This is a genomic window from Rhizobium sp. BK060 (genome assembly GCF_014193145.1).
GTDB lineage: Bacteria > Pseudomonadota > Alphaproteobacteria > Rhizobiales > Rhizobiaceae > Rhizobium.
This window is the reverse complement of record NZ_JACHYW010000012.1, coordinates 39,299-57,001: the sequence shown is the minus strand read 5'-3', so window position 1 is coordinate 57,001 and position 17,703 is coordinate 39,299. Positions and strand designations below refer to the sequence as shown.

The 17,703-nt window shown below is 59.4% G+C and carries 10 protein-coding genes and 1 pseudogene; 5 read left to right on the top strand and 6 right to left on the bottom strand.

Annotation, left to right across the window (positions count from 1 at the left end; all coding sequences use genetic code 11):
• Window positions 1-38 precede the first annotated feature (38 nt).
• Window positions 39-1,226 (top strand): mannonate dehydratase, encoded by a 1,188-nt coding sequence (gene uxuA / locus FHT71_RS14950; protein ID WP_183720591.1) that lies wholly within the window; start codon window positions 39-41, stop codon window positions 1,224-1,226.
• Between the two features lie 7 nt (window positions 1,227-1,233).
• Here uxuA and FHT71_RS14945 read toward each other — a convergent pair whose 3' ends face one another.
• Both FHT71_RS14945 and FHT71_RS14940 read right to left on the bottom strand, forming a co-directional pair.
• Window positions 1,234-1,644: a response regulator gene (locus FHT71_RS14945; protein WP_132590300.1), complete on the bottom strand. Its 411-nt coding sequence runs from the start codon at window positions 1,642-1,644 to the stop codon at window positions 1,234-1,236.
• Window positions 1,645-2,063: 419 nt separating this feature from the next.
• The gene (locus tag FHT71_RS14940; protein ID WP_183720588.1) at window positions 2,064-2,708 is read right to left on the bottom strand and encodes a class I SAM-dependent methyltransferase; all 645 of its coding nucleotides are present in this window, start codon (window positions 2,706-2,708) and stop codon (window positions 2,064-2,066) included.
• A gap of 417 nt (window positions 2,709-3,125) precedes the next feature.
• On the opposite strand from FHT71_RS14940, the gene FHT71_RS14935 reads away from it, so the two are divergent.
• The 3 genes from FHT71_RS14935 (at window position 3,126) to FHT71_RS14925 (ending at window position 11,272) form a co-directional block, all read left to right on the top strand.
• Window positions 3,126-8,603: an alpha-2-macroglobulin family protein gene (locus FHT71_RS14935; protein ID WP_183720585.1), complete on the top strand. Its 5,478-nt coding sequence runs from the start codon at window positions 3,126-3,128 to the stop codon at window positions 8,601-8,603.
• Window positions 8,600-10,681: a penicillin-binding protein 1C gene (pbpC, locus tag FHT71_RS14930; RefSeq protein ID WP_183720582.1), complete on the top strand. Its 2,082-nt coding sequence runs from the start codon at window positions 8,600-8,602 to the stop codon at window positions 10,679-10,681. The genes FHT71_RS14935 and pbpC overlap by 4 nt, the downstream gene beginning before the upstream one ends.
• Before the next feature lie 198 nt (window positions 10,682-10,879).
• Entirely contained in the window at window positions 10,880-11,272 is a 393-nt protein-coding gene (locus FHT71_RS14925) for a hypothetical protein (RefSeq protein WP_132590306.1), read from the top strand.
• A 344-nt stretch (window positions 11,273-11,616) separates the two neighbouring features.
• Here FHT71_RS14925 and FHT71_RS14920 read toward each other — a convergent pair.
• From FHT71_RS14920 to FHT71_RS14905, 4 genes and pseudogenes are all read right to left on the bottom strand, one after another.
• A pseudogene (locus FHT71_RS14920) lies at window positions 11,617-12,322 on the bottom strand (IS6 family transposase).
• 316 nt (window positions 12,323-12,638) lie between these two features.
• Window positions 12,639-14,627, bottom strand: a complete 1,989-nt coding sequence (locus FHT71_RS14915) for a primary-amine oxidase (protein ID WP_183720579.1) — start codon at window positions 14,625-14,627, stop codon at window positions 12,639-12,641.
• A gap of 66 nt (window positions 14,628-14,693) precedes the next feature.
• Window positions 14,694-14,870 carry a hypothetical protein gene (locus FHT71_RS14910; protein ID WP_165933107.1) on the bottom strand — a complete coding sequence of 59 codons (177 nt, stop codon included), beginning with the start codon at window positions 14,868-14,870 and terminating at the stop codon, window positions 14,694-14,696.
• A complete protein-coding gene (locus FHT71_RS14905) occupies window positions 14,867-16,312 on the bottom strand; it encodes an APC family permease (RefSeq protein ID WP_183720576.1) in 1,446 nt (481 codons plus the stop codon). Before FHT71_RS14905 ends, FHT71_RS14910 begins: the two co-directional genes overlap by 4 nt.
• 114 nt (window positions 16,313-16,426) lie before the next feature.
• On the opposite strand from FHT71_RS14905, the gene FHT71_RS14900 reads away from it, so the two are divergent.
• Window positions 16,427-17,512, top strand: a complete 1,086-nt coding sequence (locus FHT71_RS14900) for an AraC family transcriptional regulator (RefSeq protein WP_132590312.1) — start codon at window positions 16,427-16,429, stop codon at window positions 17,510-17,512.
• Window positions 17,513-17,703: the final 191 nt, after the last annotated feature.

Below are 17,703 nucleotides of genomic sequence, written 5' to 3'. Positions count from 1 at the left end.
ATGCGCTTAATTGTCCAACATTTTAGGAAGGTGTTGCAATGTTGGAGAGTTGGCGCTGGTTTGGACCACAGGATCCGGTCACATTGTCCCATGCTCGTCAGGCCGGCGCGCGTGGCATTGTAACCGCCCTCCACCACATCTATGACGGCCGGGTCTGGAGCTCCGACGACGTCGCCGAACGCATGGCGCTCGTAAAAAATGCCGGTATGGTCTGGTCGGTCTGCGAGTCCATCCCTGTCAATTCGGCTATCAAACTGCGAAACGAAAACTGGCGCCGTTATGTCGACGCGTGGAAGCAGAGCCTTGCCAATCTCGGCAAAGGCGGCGTGCCGGTGGTCTGCTACAATTTCATGCCCGTCGTGGACTGGACGCGCACAAACCTTCTCTACCCGACCCCCGTCGGCGGCTTGGCGCTTCGCTTCGACATGATCGACTTTATTGCCTACGACGTCTTTGTTTTGAAGCGTGCTGCAGCCGAGGAAAGCTACAAGACCACGCTCGTCGAGGCGGCGCGTGAGCGACTGGCAGGTATGAGCGAGGAGACTGTGGAAACCCTCGAAAGGAATATTATCGCGGGTCTACCCGGCGGCGAGGACAGCCACACGCGCGAAACCATTCGCACGCATATTGCAGCGTTCGACGATCTCTCGGAGGCCGATATGCGCAGCAATCTGGTCGAGTTTCTGAAAGAGGTCGTGCCGGTGGCGGCCGAAAACAACGTGCGCCTGGCAATTCACCCGGACGATCCGCCGTTCTCGCTGTTTGGGCTGCCGCGCGTCGTATCAAAGTCCGAGGACATCGAGACCATCCTCTCAGCAGTCAATCACACTGCCAACGGTATAACCCTTTGCGCCGGCTCCTACGGCTCACGCCACGGAAACGACGTCGTCGGTATGGCGAGCCGTTTTGCCGAGCGCATCCACTTCGCGCACCTGCGAAATGTTACGAAGGAACCGGATGGCTCCTTCATCGAATCCGAACACCTCGGTGGAGACGTCAACATGGTCTCGCTGATCTCGGTGCTGCGCCGAGAGGAGCGCCGCCGGGCCGCTGTCGGCAGAGCAGACAGTGTCATTCCGATGCGCCCCGACCATGGCCACCTTTTGATCGATGACCAGGCGAAGAAGGTCAATCCAGGCTATTCCTGCATCGGCCGGCTCAAAGGATTGGCGGAGCTCAGGGGCGTGATTGCCGCGGTGGATCAGTTGGACGTTCAGGCTGCGTGAGTGCGCACTACCGTTCTGCCACGGCACGCGCCTCGAGCGCATGCCTTAGCGAGCGTTGCACGATCGCGGGTGTTGTCGGCTTGCTGACGATGCTCAGCGCCCCCTGAACTCGTCCGGCGACCGCTTCCGGGTTGCCGGTCATGAAAACTACCGTCACGCCGAATTCCTCGACGAGACGCCTGCCGATTTCGGGGCCTGTCGCCCCGTCTGCCAAGTTGACATCGACAAACGCGATATCTGCCATCGGCGCCAGCCTCAGCGCTTGCTCCTTGTCGGTTGCAAGACCGATCACGTCGAGCCCCATGTCCTTGACAGTCGATTCAAGGTCGATGGCAATGAGGAACTCATCCTCAACGATCAAGACGCTTTGACTGGCAACCCGGTTTGTCCGTGGTTTGCTTTCGACGTCGCTGTCCATGTATCGTCCCTTGTTCTACTCTTTTCACCGCGCTGGATATGCCCAACTGCAGGTTGGCGAAGAGGTAACGGCGCTTGGGCCGATATGTTCCGGGTTGGAGCGAAATAGTTCATGGTCAAATCACTGTTAACATTGACAAATCGTTAACAGCAAGCCGCAGCGCACGTAAGATCCGATGGATTTTGCCGGGATATCAACCGTTTGTCTCAAAGGTGAAAGCGGGTTCGCTGCGGAAATTGCGCGGAGAAGGCGTGCCTTGCGCTCTGGCGGGCTCCCATGAATGTCGGCTTGAGCTCCTCGATCTTCAGCTCACAATCAACCCCTCGCAATGCAAGTTCACCCCCCGAGAAGCAGCAACCGCTTTCGCTTTACGGCGTGCGGCACGCTCAGCGGGGATCATCGTATGAAGGAAGCGGTTCTTATCTCACGACGATCATTGATTTCGGAAGGCCGAAAAACTTCTCCCAATGCAGCTCGGCGTCCGGAAAGTACCGGCGCATCTCCGTTGCTGTGAGCAGTTGTGTCGACAATACCTCGTCGAGAGTTTGGGGCTTTGGCCAGCCCCAAGTGTGGCCTAGCGGCCACCATATTGCGGCCTTGTAGCGCAAGGGTAGGGGCAAGAACTGCATTCCCGGCAACAACCAGTGAGGCTCTACCGGGAAATATCGATAGGGGGTTTGGATAAGGTACCGCGGCGCCATCTTTCTGGCGACATGGGCAAGCTTTGACCATGCGTGATGGCCACCCACATGTTCGATCAGGCTGTTTGAAAATACCAAGTCAAAAGTCTGATCGGTAAGCAGGCGATCAGCTTCGCAGGCATCGCCCCGAATCGTAGTAAGTCTTCCCGCCTGTTCGTCGATGTCCAGATTGACGATTGTAACCTGAGGCGGTTGGAATGGCGCTTTGAGCCACCAGTTTCTGGTCCCGCCGAGGTCGAGGATTTTCATGCGAGGGAGATCAGGCATGAGCTTGAGCATCATTTCCCAGCGCTTCAGTCTGATGCGGGCTGACAGTGATCGATCGCCATTGACGAAAAGATTGCGAGCTGCGGCAACGTCCATTTTCTAGCACTCCCTCCAGAATGATGCCGAAGCTAGGGTAGCTCGCCGAAAACAGGACGTCGCCTTAGCTCATTGGATGAGTGGGGAGGATACAAACTATGGCGGAAACACCTTCTGTGGTCTGACAGCGTAATTCTGGGCTAATGAAAACGCCCAGCGGTGGCGCGGGGGCAGTGTGATCTGGCGTGCCTTGAGCTGGTCGCTCAAGCACTTGGTTCGAACTGAGCATTCCGTCGTCACTGCTGACCCTTTCTGGCACCTTCAATCAAGCAAATCAAAGGCCGGCACCTCAAGCCTATGTGAGCGCGCAACGGCACCGTGCGCCCCATTCCGAAACAACGCTTTGGCCGAGTTGACAACCGGTTGTGGAGTGCGGAGAGTGCACCCCGGACCAGCGCCAGCACCTTGGGGGGACCTATGTCTGTACGCGCGTTTTTCACCATTGCCGCCGTTGCTCTCGCATCGATCACCGCAAGCCTTCCCGCGTTCGCGGCAGACACGAGACGCGAGATCCAGACGATCCAGGACGCCGATTACTTCGGCTTCGATCTGCGGACCGAACAGAACCTTACGCTCGATCAGTGCAAGGCGTCATGCATCGGTGACAAGTCCTGCAAAGCCTTCACCTACAATCCGAAGGTGAAGTGGTGCTTCCTGAAGTCCGATTTCAAGACGATGAACGCCTTCCCGGGCGCCATCGCCGGCAAGATCGTCGAGACCACCGCCGCAAAGCAGGAGCCGGATATCGGCCCCGCCCCCCGCCTCAGCTTCCTGTCCGGCGATGTCATCCAACAGGCGCGCAACGACAAGGCCAACCTTGAAGTGGCCGACGATCAACAGGGCCAGAGCGCCGACAGCCTGATCGCCAACGGCCGCCTCGACCTGACGGCAGGCAATGTCATCGACGCTGTAAAGTCCTTCCGCAGTGCGCTCGCTCTTTCCCCCGACAACGCCGATCTCTGGCTGGAAATGGCACGCGCCGCCGACAGCTTCGCCAAGACCGACGACAACAACGGCAGCGAAATCTACGGACAGGCGGTACTGGCCGCAGTGAACGGCTATGAGTTGACGCGGACAACCTCGCGCCGTGCCGAGGCGCTTTCGGTGCTCGCTGCCGCGCTCGACAAGAACACCAATTATCGCGCCGCCCTCAACGCCTACAAGGCGAGCCTGGCACTGGTGAACTCAAGGGAGATCCAGGCCGCGTTCCTGCAGTTGAAATCGACTGAAGGCTTCCGCATTACCGAACATACAGTCGATGCAGACAGTGCCAATCCGCGCGCCTGCGCGACATTCTCCGAAACCCTGGTCAAGACCCTGGATTACACGCCCTTCGTGACATTGAACGGGGCTGCCCCCAAGGCGCTCGAAACCAAGGACAAGCAGGTTTGCGTCGAGGGGCTGACCCACGGCGAAAATTATAAGATCACCTTCCGCACCGGCCTGCCCTCTTCGGTCGACGAAGTCCTCGAGGCCCCCGTCAGCCTCGATATCTACGTCAAGGATCGCACCGCCAGCGTGCGCTTCACTGGTGACAGCTTCGTCCTGCCGTCGACGGCGCGACGCGGGATCCCGATCGTTTCCGTCAACATGACGTCGGCCAATCTCAAGCTCTACCGCGTCGGTGATCGTGGCATCGCACCGCTGTTGACGAGTTCGCAGTTCCTGACCCAGCTCGACGGCTACAGCGCACAGCGGATCGAAGACGAGAGCGGCGAACTGGTCTGGCAAGGCTCGATCGATGTTGCCAACGATCTCAACAAGGACGCCGTCACAAGCTTCCCGGTGGATGAGGCACTGCCCGAGCGCAAGCCCGGTGTCTATGTGTTGACGGCAACGGCACCGAACGCCCCGGACCAGGACTGGAATGCGCAGGCGACGCAATGGTTCGTCGTTTCCGATATCGGCATCACGACGTATGCCGGGACGGATGGCCTCAACGTGTTCACCCGCTCACTCGCCTCGGCAAAGCCGATCGCTGGCGTTGAGCTGCAGCTCCTGGCGAAAAACAATGAAGTGCTCGCAACCGCAACGACGGATGAGCATGGTCGGGCGACTTTCACGGCTGGTCTGATGCGTGCAACGGCCGCCCTGACGCCTGCTGTTATCACCGCCAGGAAAGGTGACGCCGACTACGTCTTCCTCGATATGACGCGCGCGGGCTTTGATCTCTCCGATCGCGGCGTCACTGGCCGTGCTTCGCCCGGCGCCATCGATATCCTGAGCTGGACAGAGCGCGGCATCTATCGCGCCGGCGAGACTGTGCATGCTGCAGCGCTTGCCCGCGACACAGATGGGAATGCCATCGAGAACCTGCCGCTGACCTTCATCTTCCTGCGCCCCGATGGCGTCGAGGAGCGCCGGATCGTCAGCCAGACCAGCAATGTCGGCGGCTATGCCATCGACGTGCCCGTTCAGGAAAACGCCATGCGCGGCACCTGGACGATCAACATTCACACCGACCCGAAGGGCTCGCCGATTGCGACGAAAACCTTCCTTGTCGATGACTTCGTGCCCGATCGCACGGACATGGAGATCAAGACCGAGGCGAAGGTCATCGGTCCGGAAACACCCGCGACAATCAGCATCAGCGGCAAGTATCTCTATGGCGCACCGGCTGCGGGGCTCTCGCTCGAAGGCGATGTCGTGATCAAGCCGACCCGCCAGGCAGACGCCTTCCCCGGCTACTTCTTCGGCCTCGCCGACGAGGAGGCCAGTGAAGACACACGCCAGACAATCGAAGGCCTCCCCGAGCTTGACGAGAATGGCGAGGGTATTACCGAGCTGACTGTCGGCGACCTACCGGCAACGACGCAGCTTCTCAATGCCACCGTCTATATCCGGATGCAGGAAGCCGGCGGTCGCGCCATCGAGCGTTCGCTCGTTCTTCCCGTCAAGAACCAGGGCCCGATGATCGGCATCAAGCCGGAATTCTCGGGTGACCTCGGCGAAAATTCGATCGCCAACTTCACCGTCATCGGCGTTGGCGCCGACAGCGAGAAGCAGGCGATGAGCGGTCTGCGCTGGAGGCTTTACAAGCTGAACCGCGACTACCAATGGTATCGCGACGGAACGGCCTGGAAATATGAGCCGATCTACACCGCCGAGCAGGTTGCAAACGGCAATGTCGATGCGTCTCTCGACGGAGCAAAGATATCCTCTCCCGTTGCTTGGGGGCGCTACCGCCTCGAAGTCGAAAGCACTGAGACCGACGGCCCTGCTTCAAGTGTGGAATTCGATGCAGGATGGTTCGTCCAGGCAACATCGACGGAGACGCCTGACGGGCTTGAGATCGCGCTGGACAAGGACAGCTACAAGATCGGCGAGACGGCAAAGCTGAAGGTCTCGTCGCGCTATGCGGGCGAATTGATGATCGCAGCCGGCACGGAAAATCTCGTCGCCGTCCAGAACGCGTCAATTGGCGAGAATGGCGGCGAGGTCGATATTCCGGTCACCTCAAATTGGGGTGCCGGCGCTTACGTCACCGCCACATTGTTCCGCCCCGGCGACGCCCAGGACAGCCACATGCCGATGCGCGCCATTGGCGTGAAATGGCTGAAGGTCGACCCGGCAGAGCGTGCGTTGCTGGTTGCGATCGCCGCACCAGAAAAGATGCTGCCGCGCGCTCCGCTGCCGATCACCCTTGCCGTTGCCGGTGCGGGCGCCAACGAGGACGCCTATGTGACCGTTGCTGCCGTCGACGTTGGGATTCTCAATCTGACGCGATACGAGCCGCCGAACCCCGAAGACTGGTATTTCGGCCAACGCCAGCTCGGTCTCGAGATCCGCGACCTCTACGGACGGCTGATTGACGGCTCGCTTGGCGCCACCGGTAAGCTCAGGACGGGTGGTGACGGAGGTGCCGTAGCACTTCAGGGGAGCCCGCCGACGCAAAAGCTGGTTGCCTTCTTCTCCGGCCCCGTGAAACTTGATGCCGAGGGCAAGGCGAATGTCAGCTTCGACATTCCGCAGTTTAACGGCACAGCTCGCGTGATGGCAGTTGCCTGGTCCAAGGCCGGCGTTGGCCATGCGATGAAGGATGTCATCATTCGCGATCCGGTCGTCGTAACGGCTAGCCTGCCGCGCTTCCTCGCACCCGGAGATAGGTCCGAGCTTCGCCTCGATATTGCCAATACCGACGCGCCAGCAGGCGACTTTAAACTGACCGTTGCCGGCAGCGACGCGGTGGGCGTTGACGAGGCTTTGCAGACGATCCATCTCGAGGCCGGTGCGAAGTCAGCCCTGACACTCGCCGTCACTGGCAAGCAGCCGGGCAATGGCAGCATTTCGATCAATCTCTCTGATGCAGCGGACCTGTCGCTGGATCAGACCGTGGACGTCACCGTGCGACCAGCTGTTCTGCCGATGACCGAACGCCGCGTGCTGGCGCTCAATCCATCCACCAAGCTGACAGTCGACAAGGCGTTGTTGGCAGACAGCGTGCTGCCAGGCGCCTCCGTCAGCGTCAGCGTCACGCGTTCGGCCGCCTTCGACATTCCCGCTCTGCTGATGTCGCTCGACCGCTACCCATTCGGCTGCGCCGAGCAGACGACGAGCCGTGCCCTGCCGCTGCTTTATCTGAGCGAACTTGCCAAGCAGACCGGGCTTGAAGATGACGCCGATGTCAAGAAACGCGTTCAGGACGCAATTTACCGGGTCCTTTCGTATCAAGCCTCGGCCGGAAGCTTCGGCCTCTGGGGGCCTGATAGCGGCGATCTCTGGCTCGATTCCTATGTCACCGATTTCCTGACGCGCGCGCGCGAACAGAAATATGACGTACCGGATCGCGCTTTTGTGCAGGCGCTGGAGAACCTTCAGAACGCGCTGAGCTATGACGTCAATGTCAAGGATCAGGGCGACCAGATCGCCTATGCACTTTATGTTCTCGCCCGCAACAAGAAAGCCGCAATCAGCGATCTTCGCTACTATGCCGATACGATGATCAACGATTTCCCCACGCCACTTGCCAAGGCTCATATCGCCGCGGCGCTGGCGCTTTATGGCGATGCAACCCGCTCGAAGAACATCTTCGTCGACGCTTTGCAGATGTCGGAACAGTCGATGGTTACGCGCGTCAATTTTTCGAGAACGGACTATGGCTCGATCCTGCGGGATGGCGCTGCAATCCTTGCTCTGGCGGCCGAAAGCCGGCCCGTCCCGCCCGTGGTGCCGGAACTCGCGAAGGCTGTCGCCAAGGAATGGAACCGCAGCAAATATACGAGCACCCAGGAACAGGCCTGGATGCTGCTTGCCGCGCGTGCCATCCAGGGCGGCGACGATTCGATCAAGATCGACGTCAACGGCGCGCTGCACAACGGCGCCTATATGGCGAAGATGACCGGCGACGCCTTGATGGGCAACGCACTCACGCTCACCAACCAGACCGGCGAGCCCGTCTCGGCTGTCGTCACGACGGTGGCCGCTCCCGTCGCGCCGCCGCCTGCAGGCGGCGATGGCTTTGCCATCGAGCGCACCTACTACACGATGGACGGCGAGCAGGCGAATGTCACCGAGGCGAAGCAGAACGAACGCTATGTTGTCGTCCTGCACATCACGGAAAGCAACAACTGGCCGTCACGCATCGTCGTCACGGATCTGCTGCCGGCCGGCTTCCAGATCGACAATCCAAGCCTTGTTGACAGCGCCCAACTGACGAATTTCGACTGGATCGGCGAGGTGACCGCCGCCCATACGGAATTCCGCAACGACCGTTTCGTGGCCGCGTTCAACCGCTCTGCGGACGACAATCGCGAAATCAACGTCGCCTATGTCGTACGCGCGGTCACGCCCGGCACCTATGATCATCCCGCAGCCGTCGTCGAGGACATGTATCGGCCGCAGCTTTCTGCGCGTACGGCGACCGGCAAGATGGAGGTCACCGCAGCGCCGAAATGAAAGCGAAGAAGAAGCTCGCGATCGGAAGCGTCGCCGGCATCCTCCTTGCCGGCGTCGGGCTGGTCTTGATCGACGCCGCCGACCGGGCCTATCCCCCGCCGCTCGACAGGGCAGACACGGTCTCTGCGGAAGTGATCGACGCGGATGGTCAATTGCTGCGCGCCTTCGCAACCCCCGAAGGTCTCTGGCGTCTGAAGACCCTTTCGGCCGATGTCGATCCGCAATTCCTCAAGATGCTTGTCGCTTACGAAGACCGGCGGTTCTACACCCATGCCGGTGTCGATGTGCAGGCAATCGGACGCGCCGCGGTACAACTCGTCACCAATGGCCGCATCGTCTCCGGCGCATCGACCCTATCGATGCAGGTCGCCCGGCTCATCGAGCCACGCCAGGGCCGCTCGCTGTCTGCGAAGCTTCTCCAGATGGCCCGCGCCATCCAGATTGAGAGACGCCTGTCCAAGGAGCAGATCCTCGATCTCTATCTGACGCATGCGCCCTATGGCGGCAATCTCGAGGGCGTACGGGCGGCAAGCCTTGCCTATTTCGGGAAAGAACCACGGCGGTTGACGGTCGCCGAAGCCGCCCTCCTTGTGGCGCTGCCGCAGTTGCCGGAAAAGCGTCGCCCGGACCGTAACTTGGCGGCCGCCGAGGCGGCGCGCAAACGTGTCCTGGAACGTGTCGCCGTCGCCGAGGCTGTCGGTGCGGGAGAAGCCGAGCGTGCAGAAATCGTGCCGGTGCCGTCTCAACGCCTGCAGCTTCCGGCGCTCGCACCGCATGTGGCCGAAGCAGCACGCCGCAAGGATCCGAAGACACGCCAATACCAGACCACCCTGAAGAAGCAGGTGCAGGCAGGATTGGAAGCCGTTGCGAGCGCCTCCGCCCTGAAACTCGGCCCGAAGCTGTCGATCGCCATGGTTATGGCCGATGCACAGACGGGCGACATTGTCGGCGAGGTTGGCTCGGCCGACTACTTCGACGCCAGCCGTTCGGGCTGGATCGACATGACACGCGCCAGCCGCTCACCGGGTTCCACGCTGAAACCGTTCATCTATGGCCTCGCGTTCGAAGAAGGTCTCGTAAGCCAGGAAACAATCATCGAGGACCGACCGGCTGATTTTTTTGGCTACCGCCCGCGAAATTTCGACATGAGCTATCAGGGCGATGTCACGGTGCGCGAAGCGCTGCAATTGTCCCTCAATGTCCCGGCGGTAAAGCTGCTCGACGCCGTCAATCCGGCAAAGCTGCTCATCCGTTTTCGCCATGCCGAGGTGCGTCCGCTATTGCCCCCGAACGAAACACCCGGCCTGGCAATCGGTCTCGGTGGCCTCGGCGTCACGCTGAAGGATCTGGTCCAGCTCTACACCGCGCTCGCCAACCGCGGCCAGCCTGTGCGCATCGGCGATGGCGTTAACGACCGGCCTGGCAAGATAAATGGCGAGGGCATGCTTGATCCGGTGGCCGTCTGGAATGTCGCCGATATCCTCTCGGGCGTCCTTCCGCCGGCCGGCGCGCCAAAACGGGGGATCGCCTACAAGACGGGGACCAGCTACGGCTATCGCGATGCCTGGTCCGTCGGTTATGACGGACGCTACGTGCTCGGGGTCTGGGTCGGCCGCCCCGACAATGGCGCCGTGCCGGGATTAACGGGCTACGGCACTGCGGCCCCCATCCTCTTTGAAGGCTTTGCAAAATCAGGGATCGCGACGACGCCCCTCCCCCGTCCGCCATTGGGAGCAATGCGGATCGCCCAGGTCGAGCTGCCGATCAGCCAACGTCGCTTCGCCATCAATCCAAGTGGCCTGTTGGCAACTTCCGGCCGCGAACCGGCGCCGCAGATCGTCTATCCGCCCGAGGGTGCGCATGTCGAGCTTGGGGCAAAGAGCGGCGATCTCTCGCCCCTGACGCTGAAACTGCAGGGCGGACGAGCCCCCTTCCGCTGGCTCGCCAACGGCAAGCCTTTGCCCGATATCTCCCGCCGTCGCACCAATCAGTGGATGCCAGATGGCGGCGGCTACTCAAAGCTCACCGTGATTGACGCAATGGGCAGGGCAGCAAGCGTCGGCGTCTTTGTCGATTGACCGACAAACTCGACCGTCGGGGTTAGGTGACTACATCCAAGGGTGTACGTGCCTTCAAAGATAAGTTGCGCCTATATTAGCTGAGCCTAAATCGGATGATTGCATTGGCTTTGATCACCGATCGTAGTCGGTTTTTCCTTGTTTGCGTTGTCTTCGTCCAACACTGCATCGTCCTGGTGCGGCTAAAAAGAGGTGAGCATGAGCAACAGCGAGGAGCCGCGGTGGGAGCTCGACGACGAGCTCAAGACCTTGTCGATCACCTTTCCGACAGATCCACCGGTCGCGTTCGTACTTGACGCAGATTCGCTATCAAGGCTCATCGACAGTGTCGGTCAAATCAGGGCAGAGATGCCCCCGCCGCACCAGGAGACTTGGAAAGGCGGCCAGATGGTCAATGCCGTGCTCGATCCTCGTTGGTATTCGGAACCCGACGCGTTGCTTGGAGAATCGCTTCTCCACATTCGTGACCCGCGCTTTGGGTGGCTGCACTATGCCCTGCCCCGAGAATCCGCCAGGGCTCTGGGAATCCTCTTGGTGCACCAGGCTGATGATGTGCCTGATGACGAACAAGAGCAGCCTCGCAAGAACTGATCTCTTCACCGAATGGTAGGCCCACTTACCGCTTTTGTCTGAAGTGTAATCAACGCCCGGTCGTGCTTTTATAATCTGGCAAGATGCGGAATTTGTTTCGAGTAGTATTTCAGTATCTGCCATTATCCTTGCAGTTGACTATGGCCTGCCCTCCGGCAGGCCATTTGTCTTTGTGCAGGCTTCTCCCGCCAAATTTGCCGAACTTTCCGCTTGACCTTCCAGTTGCTGGAAAGTTCATAAGGTTCTCCACTGCCTTGTCAGGCATTGGAGAATCGCATGGATAGCAACACGGCGGCAGCGTGAACTTAATGCCGCGCAGTAAATATTTGTATTGGCGGCTTGGTTCAGGCGGTACGAATAGGCGCGATTTGACGCCACGCTGCCAGGGCGGTTGCTCGCAGTTCGCGATGGTGGGCGCAGGGAACTTCGCGGCGAGGAATTCGAAAGAGATTGGCGATCGGGTCGTGGATCGAAACGAAGCGCTGAACCTGCCGAGCTGACTTGAAGCGCTTCATGATCCTTTCCCTGCGTCGAACCGGCTGACGAGAGTTTTCCGCCCGATTATTCAGCCCCTTGTGCGAGCGATGCTCGACGCCGGGCATGATCTGGCGCTTCGCTGCACCGTAGGATCGAAGCTTATCGGTGATCATCGCGCGGGGCGAACGGCCTTGCCCTTTCAGAAGCTTTCGGATCAAACGCTTTGCGGCCTTGGCATTGCGGCGGCTTTGCACCAGACGTCAAGGACGATGCCGTCCTCCTCGACGGCGCGCCAGAGCCAGTTCTTCTTGCCCGTGAGGGTGATGACGACCTCATCCAGGTGCCATTTGTCATCGAGCCTGTCGGCCGATCGCTTCCGAATATCATTGGCAAAGTGTCTGCCGAATTTCTCAGCAAAGAGCCTCGCGGACCGTTGACAGACGATGACGCCACGCGCTGCCAGCATATCCTCGACCATCTGCACTGAGCGGAATAGAGCCACACTGCATGGGCAATCACGTCCGCCGGAAACCGATGGCAACGATAGAGACGATCACGTGCAATTCTGGTCATAGAACCGGATCCCACATTGTCATCGCTTCTCTGTTAACGTTACAGCGCCGGCCTGGGAGGCTTGCGCCTGGCCGACCGCGCCCGTCCGTGCCCATCTTGCTGAAGACGATCCCTCCGCAGTTCGGGCAGCTGCAGGCAAGCTCATGCACAATCGTCTCGCTCGGAATGGCCCGAGCTCTTTTGCAAGGGCGAAGCTTCGGTTCATCGCCGAAGCAATTGAGTGGAATAGAGAACCTCTGACTACCGCCGCTTCCGCAGCGCGGTTCTTTGCATCTATTGAATTATAGACGAATTTCATCCAGTCAATTTGTGAACTTTACTCGTGGCAGCAGGAGCCGATCCCGGTGTCTTTAGCAACAAGTTGTTCGCGATTATCGACGCTGCGCGCGTTCTGGTCGGCGGGTAGGTCCATCGCAATGTTGGCGGCGAAGAAACCGTTCGGCTTTAGCGCAAAGCCCGCATATTCCGTCGGCATGATCGGAAAATCCTCGGGCTTGCAGACATGCGTGTGACCAAAGGAATGCCAGAGAACGATGTCGGCGTTCTCGATCGGGCGGTTCTGTTGGATATAGGCCGGCAGACCGTCGCCGCCGGCATGCACGTTCGGGTAATCGCCGCTCGCATATTTCTCCTTCTCATCAAAAGCGGTCACCCAGATGTGTTTCTTGGCAAAGCCGCCGCGCTGAGCAACGGTTGACTCCGGCTGGGCGAGCATGATCGGCGACGGCATGATGACAATCTTGTAGCCGGGCGCCTTGCCGACGCTGTTTGTTAAATTCGGGTTCTGCACCTTCCAGTAACGGCCGGTTTCGCCATTGGCGAGGGCGGGTGAGTCGAGTTCCCGCTTCAGTACGCGCGTCTTGGTGTCGAAGACATTGCCGTAGGGATTATCGTCGCCCCAGGGACGGGCCACGAAATCATGTTCGGTGACGGTGTTGCCGCCGCCGTCGACATCCATGTGGAGGCGCGCGTTGAAAAAATGCTGGTGGGTCGGACCTCCGAGATTGTCATCGACCATGCCGCCCCATTGATAGGTCTCGCCTGGTGCCAAGGCTGCGGTCTGAATGATGCCTGTCAGCTTGGCCTCCAACTGGATCGTACCATCCTGATAGAGGTACCAGTAGAATCCGTAATCGTAATTCCCGACTGTAGCGAAGAACGAAATGACGAGCCGGCGCGAGCGGCGCACCTCGAAGATGCCGTTGCGGAATTCGTAATGCTTCCAAAGGATGCCGTAATCCTCCTCATGCATGCAGATTGCATTCTTCATCAGGAACGGCTGACCGAAATCGTCCGCTGCCGGCACATCGAAATAGTGGATATGCCCCAGGCAGTCACAGCCGAGCGCCAGGCAGTTAGCAAGGCGGCCGAGACCGTATTCACCGGCATCGAAGGCGCTCTTCCAGTAATGGTTGGCGGTCGGGTCGGCATAGGGCACCACCATTTCAGTGACGCTTGCACGAAAGATCACCGGCCGGTGCTTGCCCTGATCTTTGATGCCGAGCTCGTGCAGCACAAGACCCTCACGTGGTGTGAAGCCAATGCGGAAACTCCAGTTCTGCCACTCAACCCTCCAGCCATCTACAGTGAAGCTTGGGCCATCAGGCTGGACGATATGCAGAGGTTTTAGATCGGCCCGGACTTCGGGGAAGGTTTCGCGGCCGTAATTGTGCTTCGTCTTCGGGACCGGAATGATTTTCTCGTCATCGACGAGATCAACCACCTGATTGGAAACCAGATCGACGACAGCAACTACACCTTCGATCGGATGGGAGTAGCCGTTATCGCGAATGTCTTCGCGCCAGTAGGACACGGCACGGACAATGCGTTTGCCCTTTTCAAAATCACGGCCGAAATAGCCGGACGAGAAAGGGTCGATCTGGATGAGCGGAATATCCTCGTCCGTAATGCCGCGCTTCTTGACGGCGGCAATCCAGCGCGGATCCGACTTCACCGTGCCTTCGACGGTTTCGAATTCGCAGAGCATGACCGGCGGTTGGCCATAGGGCATTTCATCAACGGGCAGCCGTACATAGGACGCGAGCTTGCTCGAGGTGAGATTGACGATGCCCTCGAAGGTTCCGCCGTTGCTGATATCCAACGCCAGAAGGAAGGCCAGGCGGGGAAGCGGGTCGCCGGTGCGATGGGCTGCGAGATCCGCCTTGGTTGGTTCCTCAAGCCGGATAATTGGAAACCGGACTGTCTCGGCGAGGAACTTTTCCGCCTTCAGCACGGCCACCGCGGCGGCAATTTCGGCGAGGCTCAGCGGGTCGAGCGGATGGGTGACAGCGACAGCAGCGTCCATGTCTTTGCCTTTCGTGTTGATGGAGGAGAGTGGCGCGCAAAGACGCGCCGTGTTTTCCGGGCAGCGTCAGTCCGAGGCCCGGCTTGAGCAGATTTCAATGCCCGCCATATGGTCGGCATGCATGCAGGCTAGCGAGCAGAACGCATGCGCCTCGGTAGCGATCAGCAGCGTGGCAACGGTGAAGATTGCGACCATGAGCGCAAGCATTCGGTCGGAAGGTGCGAATTGGGCAAGCGCACTCATTCAAAGACCTTTCCGAGGGAAGCGTAGAGTTCGGGGCGGCTCTTCTTGATCTGTATGGCGAAGGCGGCGCCCAGCAAACCAACAATGATCACGGCATGGGGAAAGGCCGCAACGATCAGGCTTTCGCTCCCGGAAAGAAGCGACAGGTTCGAGATGACCAGCCAGAGAGAGCCGAGCAGGCCGACAAGTGCCAGCGCCGGCGCCACCATTGTCGTCCAAAGACCATGCTTCGTTTTGGTCTTGCGGAAGAACATGATGATGGCGACAGAAACAAGGACCTGCACGGCGAGAATACCGATGACAGCCAATGCCGACATCCACGAGAAGACGACCGTATAGGGATCGGCGCCCGCGAGCAGGAAGAGGATCAGGATAGCGGCCGCGATGGCGCTTTGCACGAAACCGGCAATATAGGGAGAACCGTGTTTTTCATGCACTTTGCCCAGCACCTTGAAGACAAGACCTTCGCGGCCGAGTGCAAAGAAATATCGGTTGAGCGTGTTGTGAAAAGAGAGAATGCAGGCAAACAGGCTTGTGATCAGCAGCACGTTCATAACCTGACTTGCCCACGCGCCGAGCACCGTGTCCGAGGCGACGAAATAGAAGCTTTCGAGACTGGCCGCAGCCGTCGCTTGAACCTTGGTGGGGCCGTAGAACTGCACGATCGCCCAGGTGGAGAAGGCATAAAACAACGTGATCAAGAGGACCGCAACATAGGTCGCGCGTGGAATGGTCTTTTCCGGATTTTCCGCCTCTTCGCCGAAGATTGCTGTGGCTTCGAAACCGATGAAGGAACCTATGACGAAGACGAGAGCAACGCCAATGCCGGGCGCAAACACAGACGTAGGCGCGAATGAGGAGAGCCCCATACCTTCCGGCCCTCCGCCGGTAAAAAGGATACCGAGATCGAGCAGCAGCAGAATGGCGATTTCGGCGATCATGCAGATACCAAGGATCGCGCCGGAAAAAGCAATGTTGCGCTGACCGCAGACCATGACCACTACAAGTGTGACAAACGACCAGACCCACCAGGGCAGATCCGGCCCGAGCGGCGCGATGGCGCCAGCCATGAAGACGCCGAACAGTGCGTAGACCGCGATCTGAACGGTGCTATAGGTCAGTAGCGCGATCATGGCGCCGCCAACACCGGCAGGCTTGCCAATGCCGTGGGTGATATAGGTGTAGAACGCCCCTGCCCCACCGACATGGCGGCTCATGGCGGTGAAGCCGACGGAAAAGAGCAGGTAGAGTACGCCTGCAAGGACGAAGGCGCCGGGAACACCCGCACCGTTGCCAAAGGCGAAGGCCGCGGGCGAAGCGCCAACCACGGCTGTGAGCGGCGCGGCGGCGGCAACGACGAAGAACACGATATGGGCAAGGCCCACCGAGTTCTTCGCCAGACGACCGGGTAAGTTCACGGGTATGCTTGCTTCCACTGACATGACGAACCCCTTTTTTGCTTATCAATTATCGAAGAGGGTAGGTGCTCCTGTTTGGCCTCGAAATTGCAGATTGTGCCAATGAATCGATAATTCGCGCCACAGGGTGTTTGAGAGATGGCTAAAACGGCAACTGCATCGCATTTGATCAACCGTACGTCGGCGATTGCTTCAATTCGTGCCTCTGTCCTGATCCCACTGGTTCAACAAATTGACAAAAAATCAGGGAAAGCAGACTTGCTGCTGGCCTCGCACGGTATTTTGCGCTCGCAACTCGAAGATCCCTATGCTGTCGTGCCGATGGCGCGCTATGTCGCGCTGTTCGAGGACGCCGCGACGACAACCGGTGACGCCGCTCTCGGCGCGCGAATGGGAACAGGTTTCAAGCCCGCCGATATCGGTCCCACTGGCATGCTCTTCGCACTCTCGCCAACCATCCGGCAAGCCTTCGAGCGGCTGTCGAAATATGTGAACGCCCTTCAGGGTGCCACGAGTTCGGCCGTGTTCGAGGAGAATGGTGATGTCGTCTGGAGCTATCGGATCGTCGATCCGTCGATGTGGCCGCGCCGCCAGGATAGCGAATTCACGCTCGCAGCCTCCTGCCAACTCGTCCGGTCTTGCTTTCGGCGCGGTTGGCAGCCGATCGAGATCCAGCTTGAACATCAGGCGCCGCGCGATGCCAACGCGCTCGAACGCATTTTTGGTGGACCTATTCTGTTCGGACAATCCGGAAATCGGATTGTGATGAGCAGGACCGAGGCTGACCGCGTTCACCGCCATGAGGACAAAAGCCTGGTGGCGATACTGGAGCGGCATATCGAGGATCTTGTCGAAAAGACTGCCACAAGTGATTTGGTGACGGAAAAAGTCCAGGCATTGATCGGCATCTATCTCGGCCACAAACGGATAACGGTTGGTGCTCTTGCCGCTGACCTCAAGCTGTCGCAACGCAGCCTCCAGCGAAAGCTGGCGGATGAAGGCGTGTCGCTGCGCGATCTTGTCCGGCAACACCGTCAGACGCTCGCGGGTCAATATCTCGGCGACCGGACCATATCAATGTCAGAGGTCGCACGGGCGCTCGGTTATGCGGACAACACGGTGCTCTGGCGTGCGTTGCGCTCCTGGGGAGGAAGCGCGAAATCGATTGACGGAAGGACGTCGAAGGGCAACCGGATTGCAAGCGAGCGAAAACCCATTAGATAGGTGGCTTCCACACCTATCGGCGCCGGGCCATGCAAGCTAGCATCCATAAATGACCGCATAGCCGCGCATCAGCAATGAATTTCCCATCGCGGGCGGGTGCCATCATTCCACGAAGCCATGAGCGAGCAAGGGTTCTATTGCCAGACTTGACGGGCCTGTTGCAAAGATTGAGGTATCCGCAAGGCCAGGCG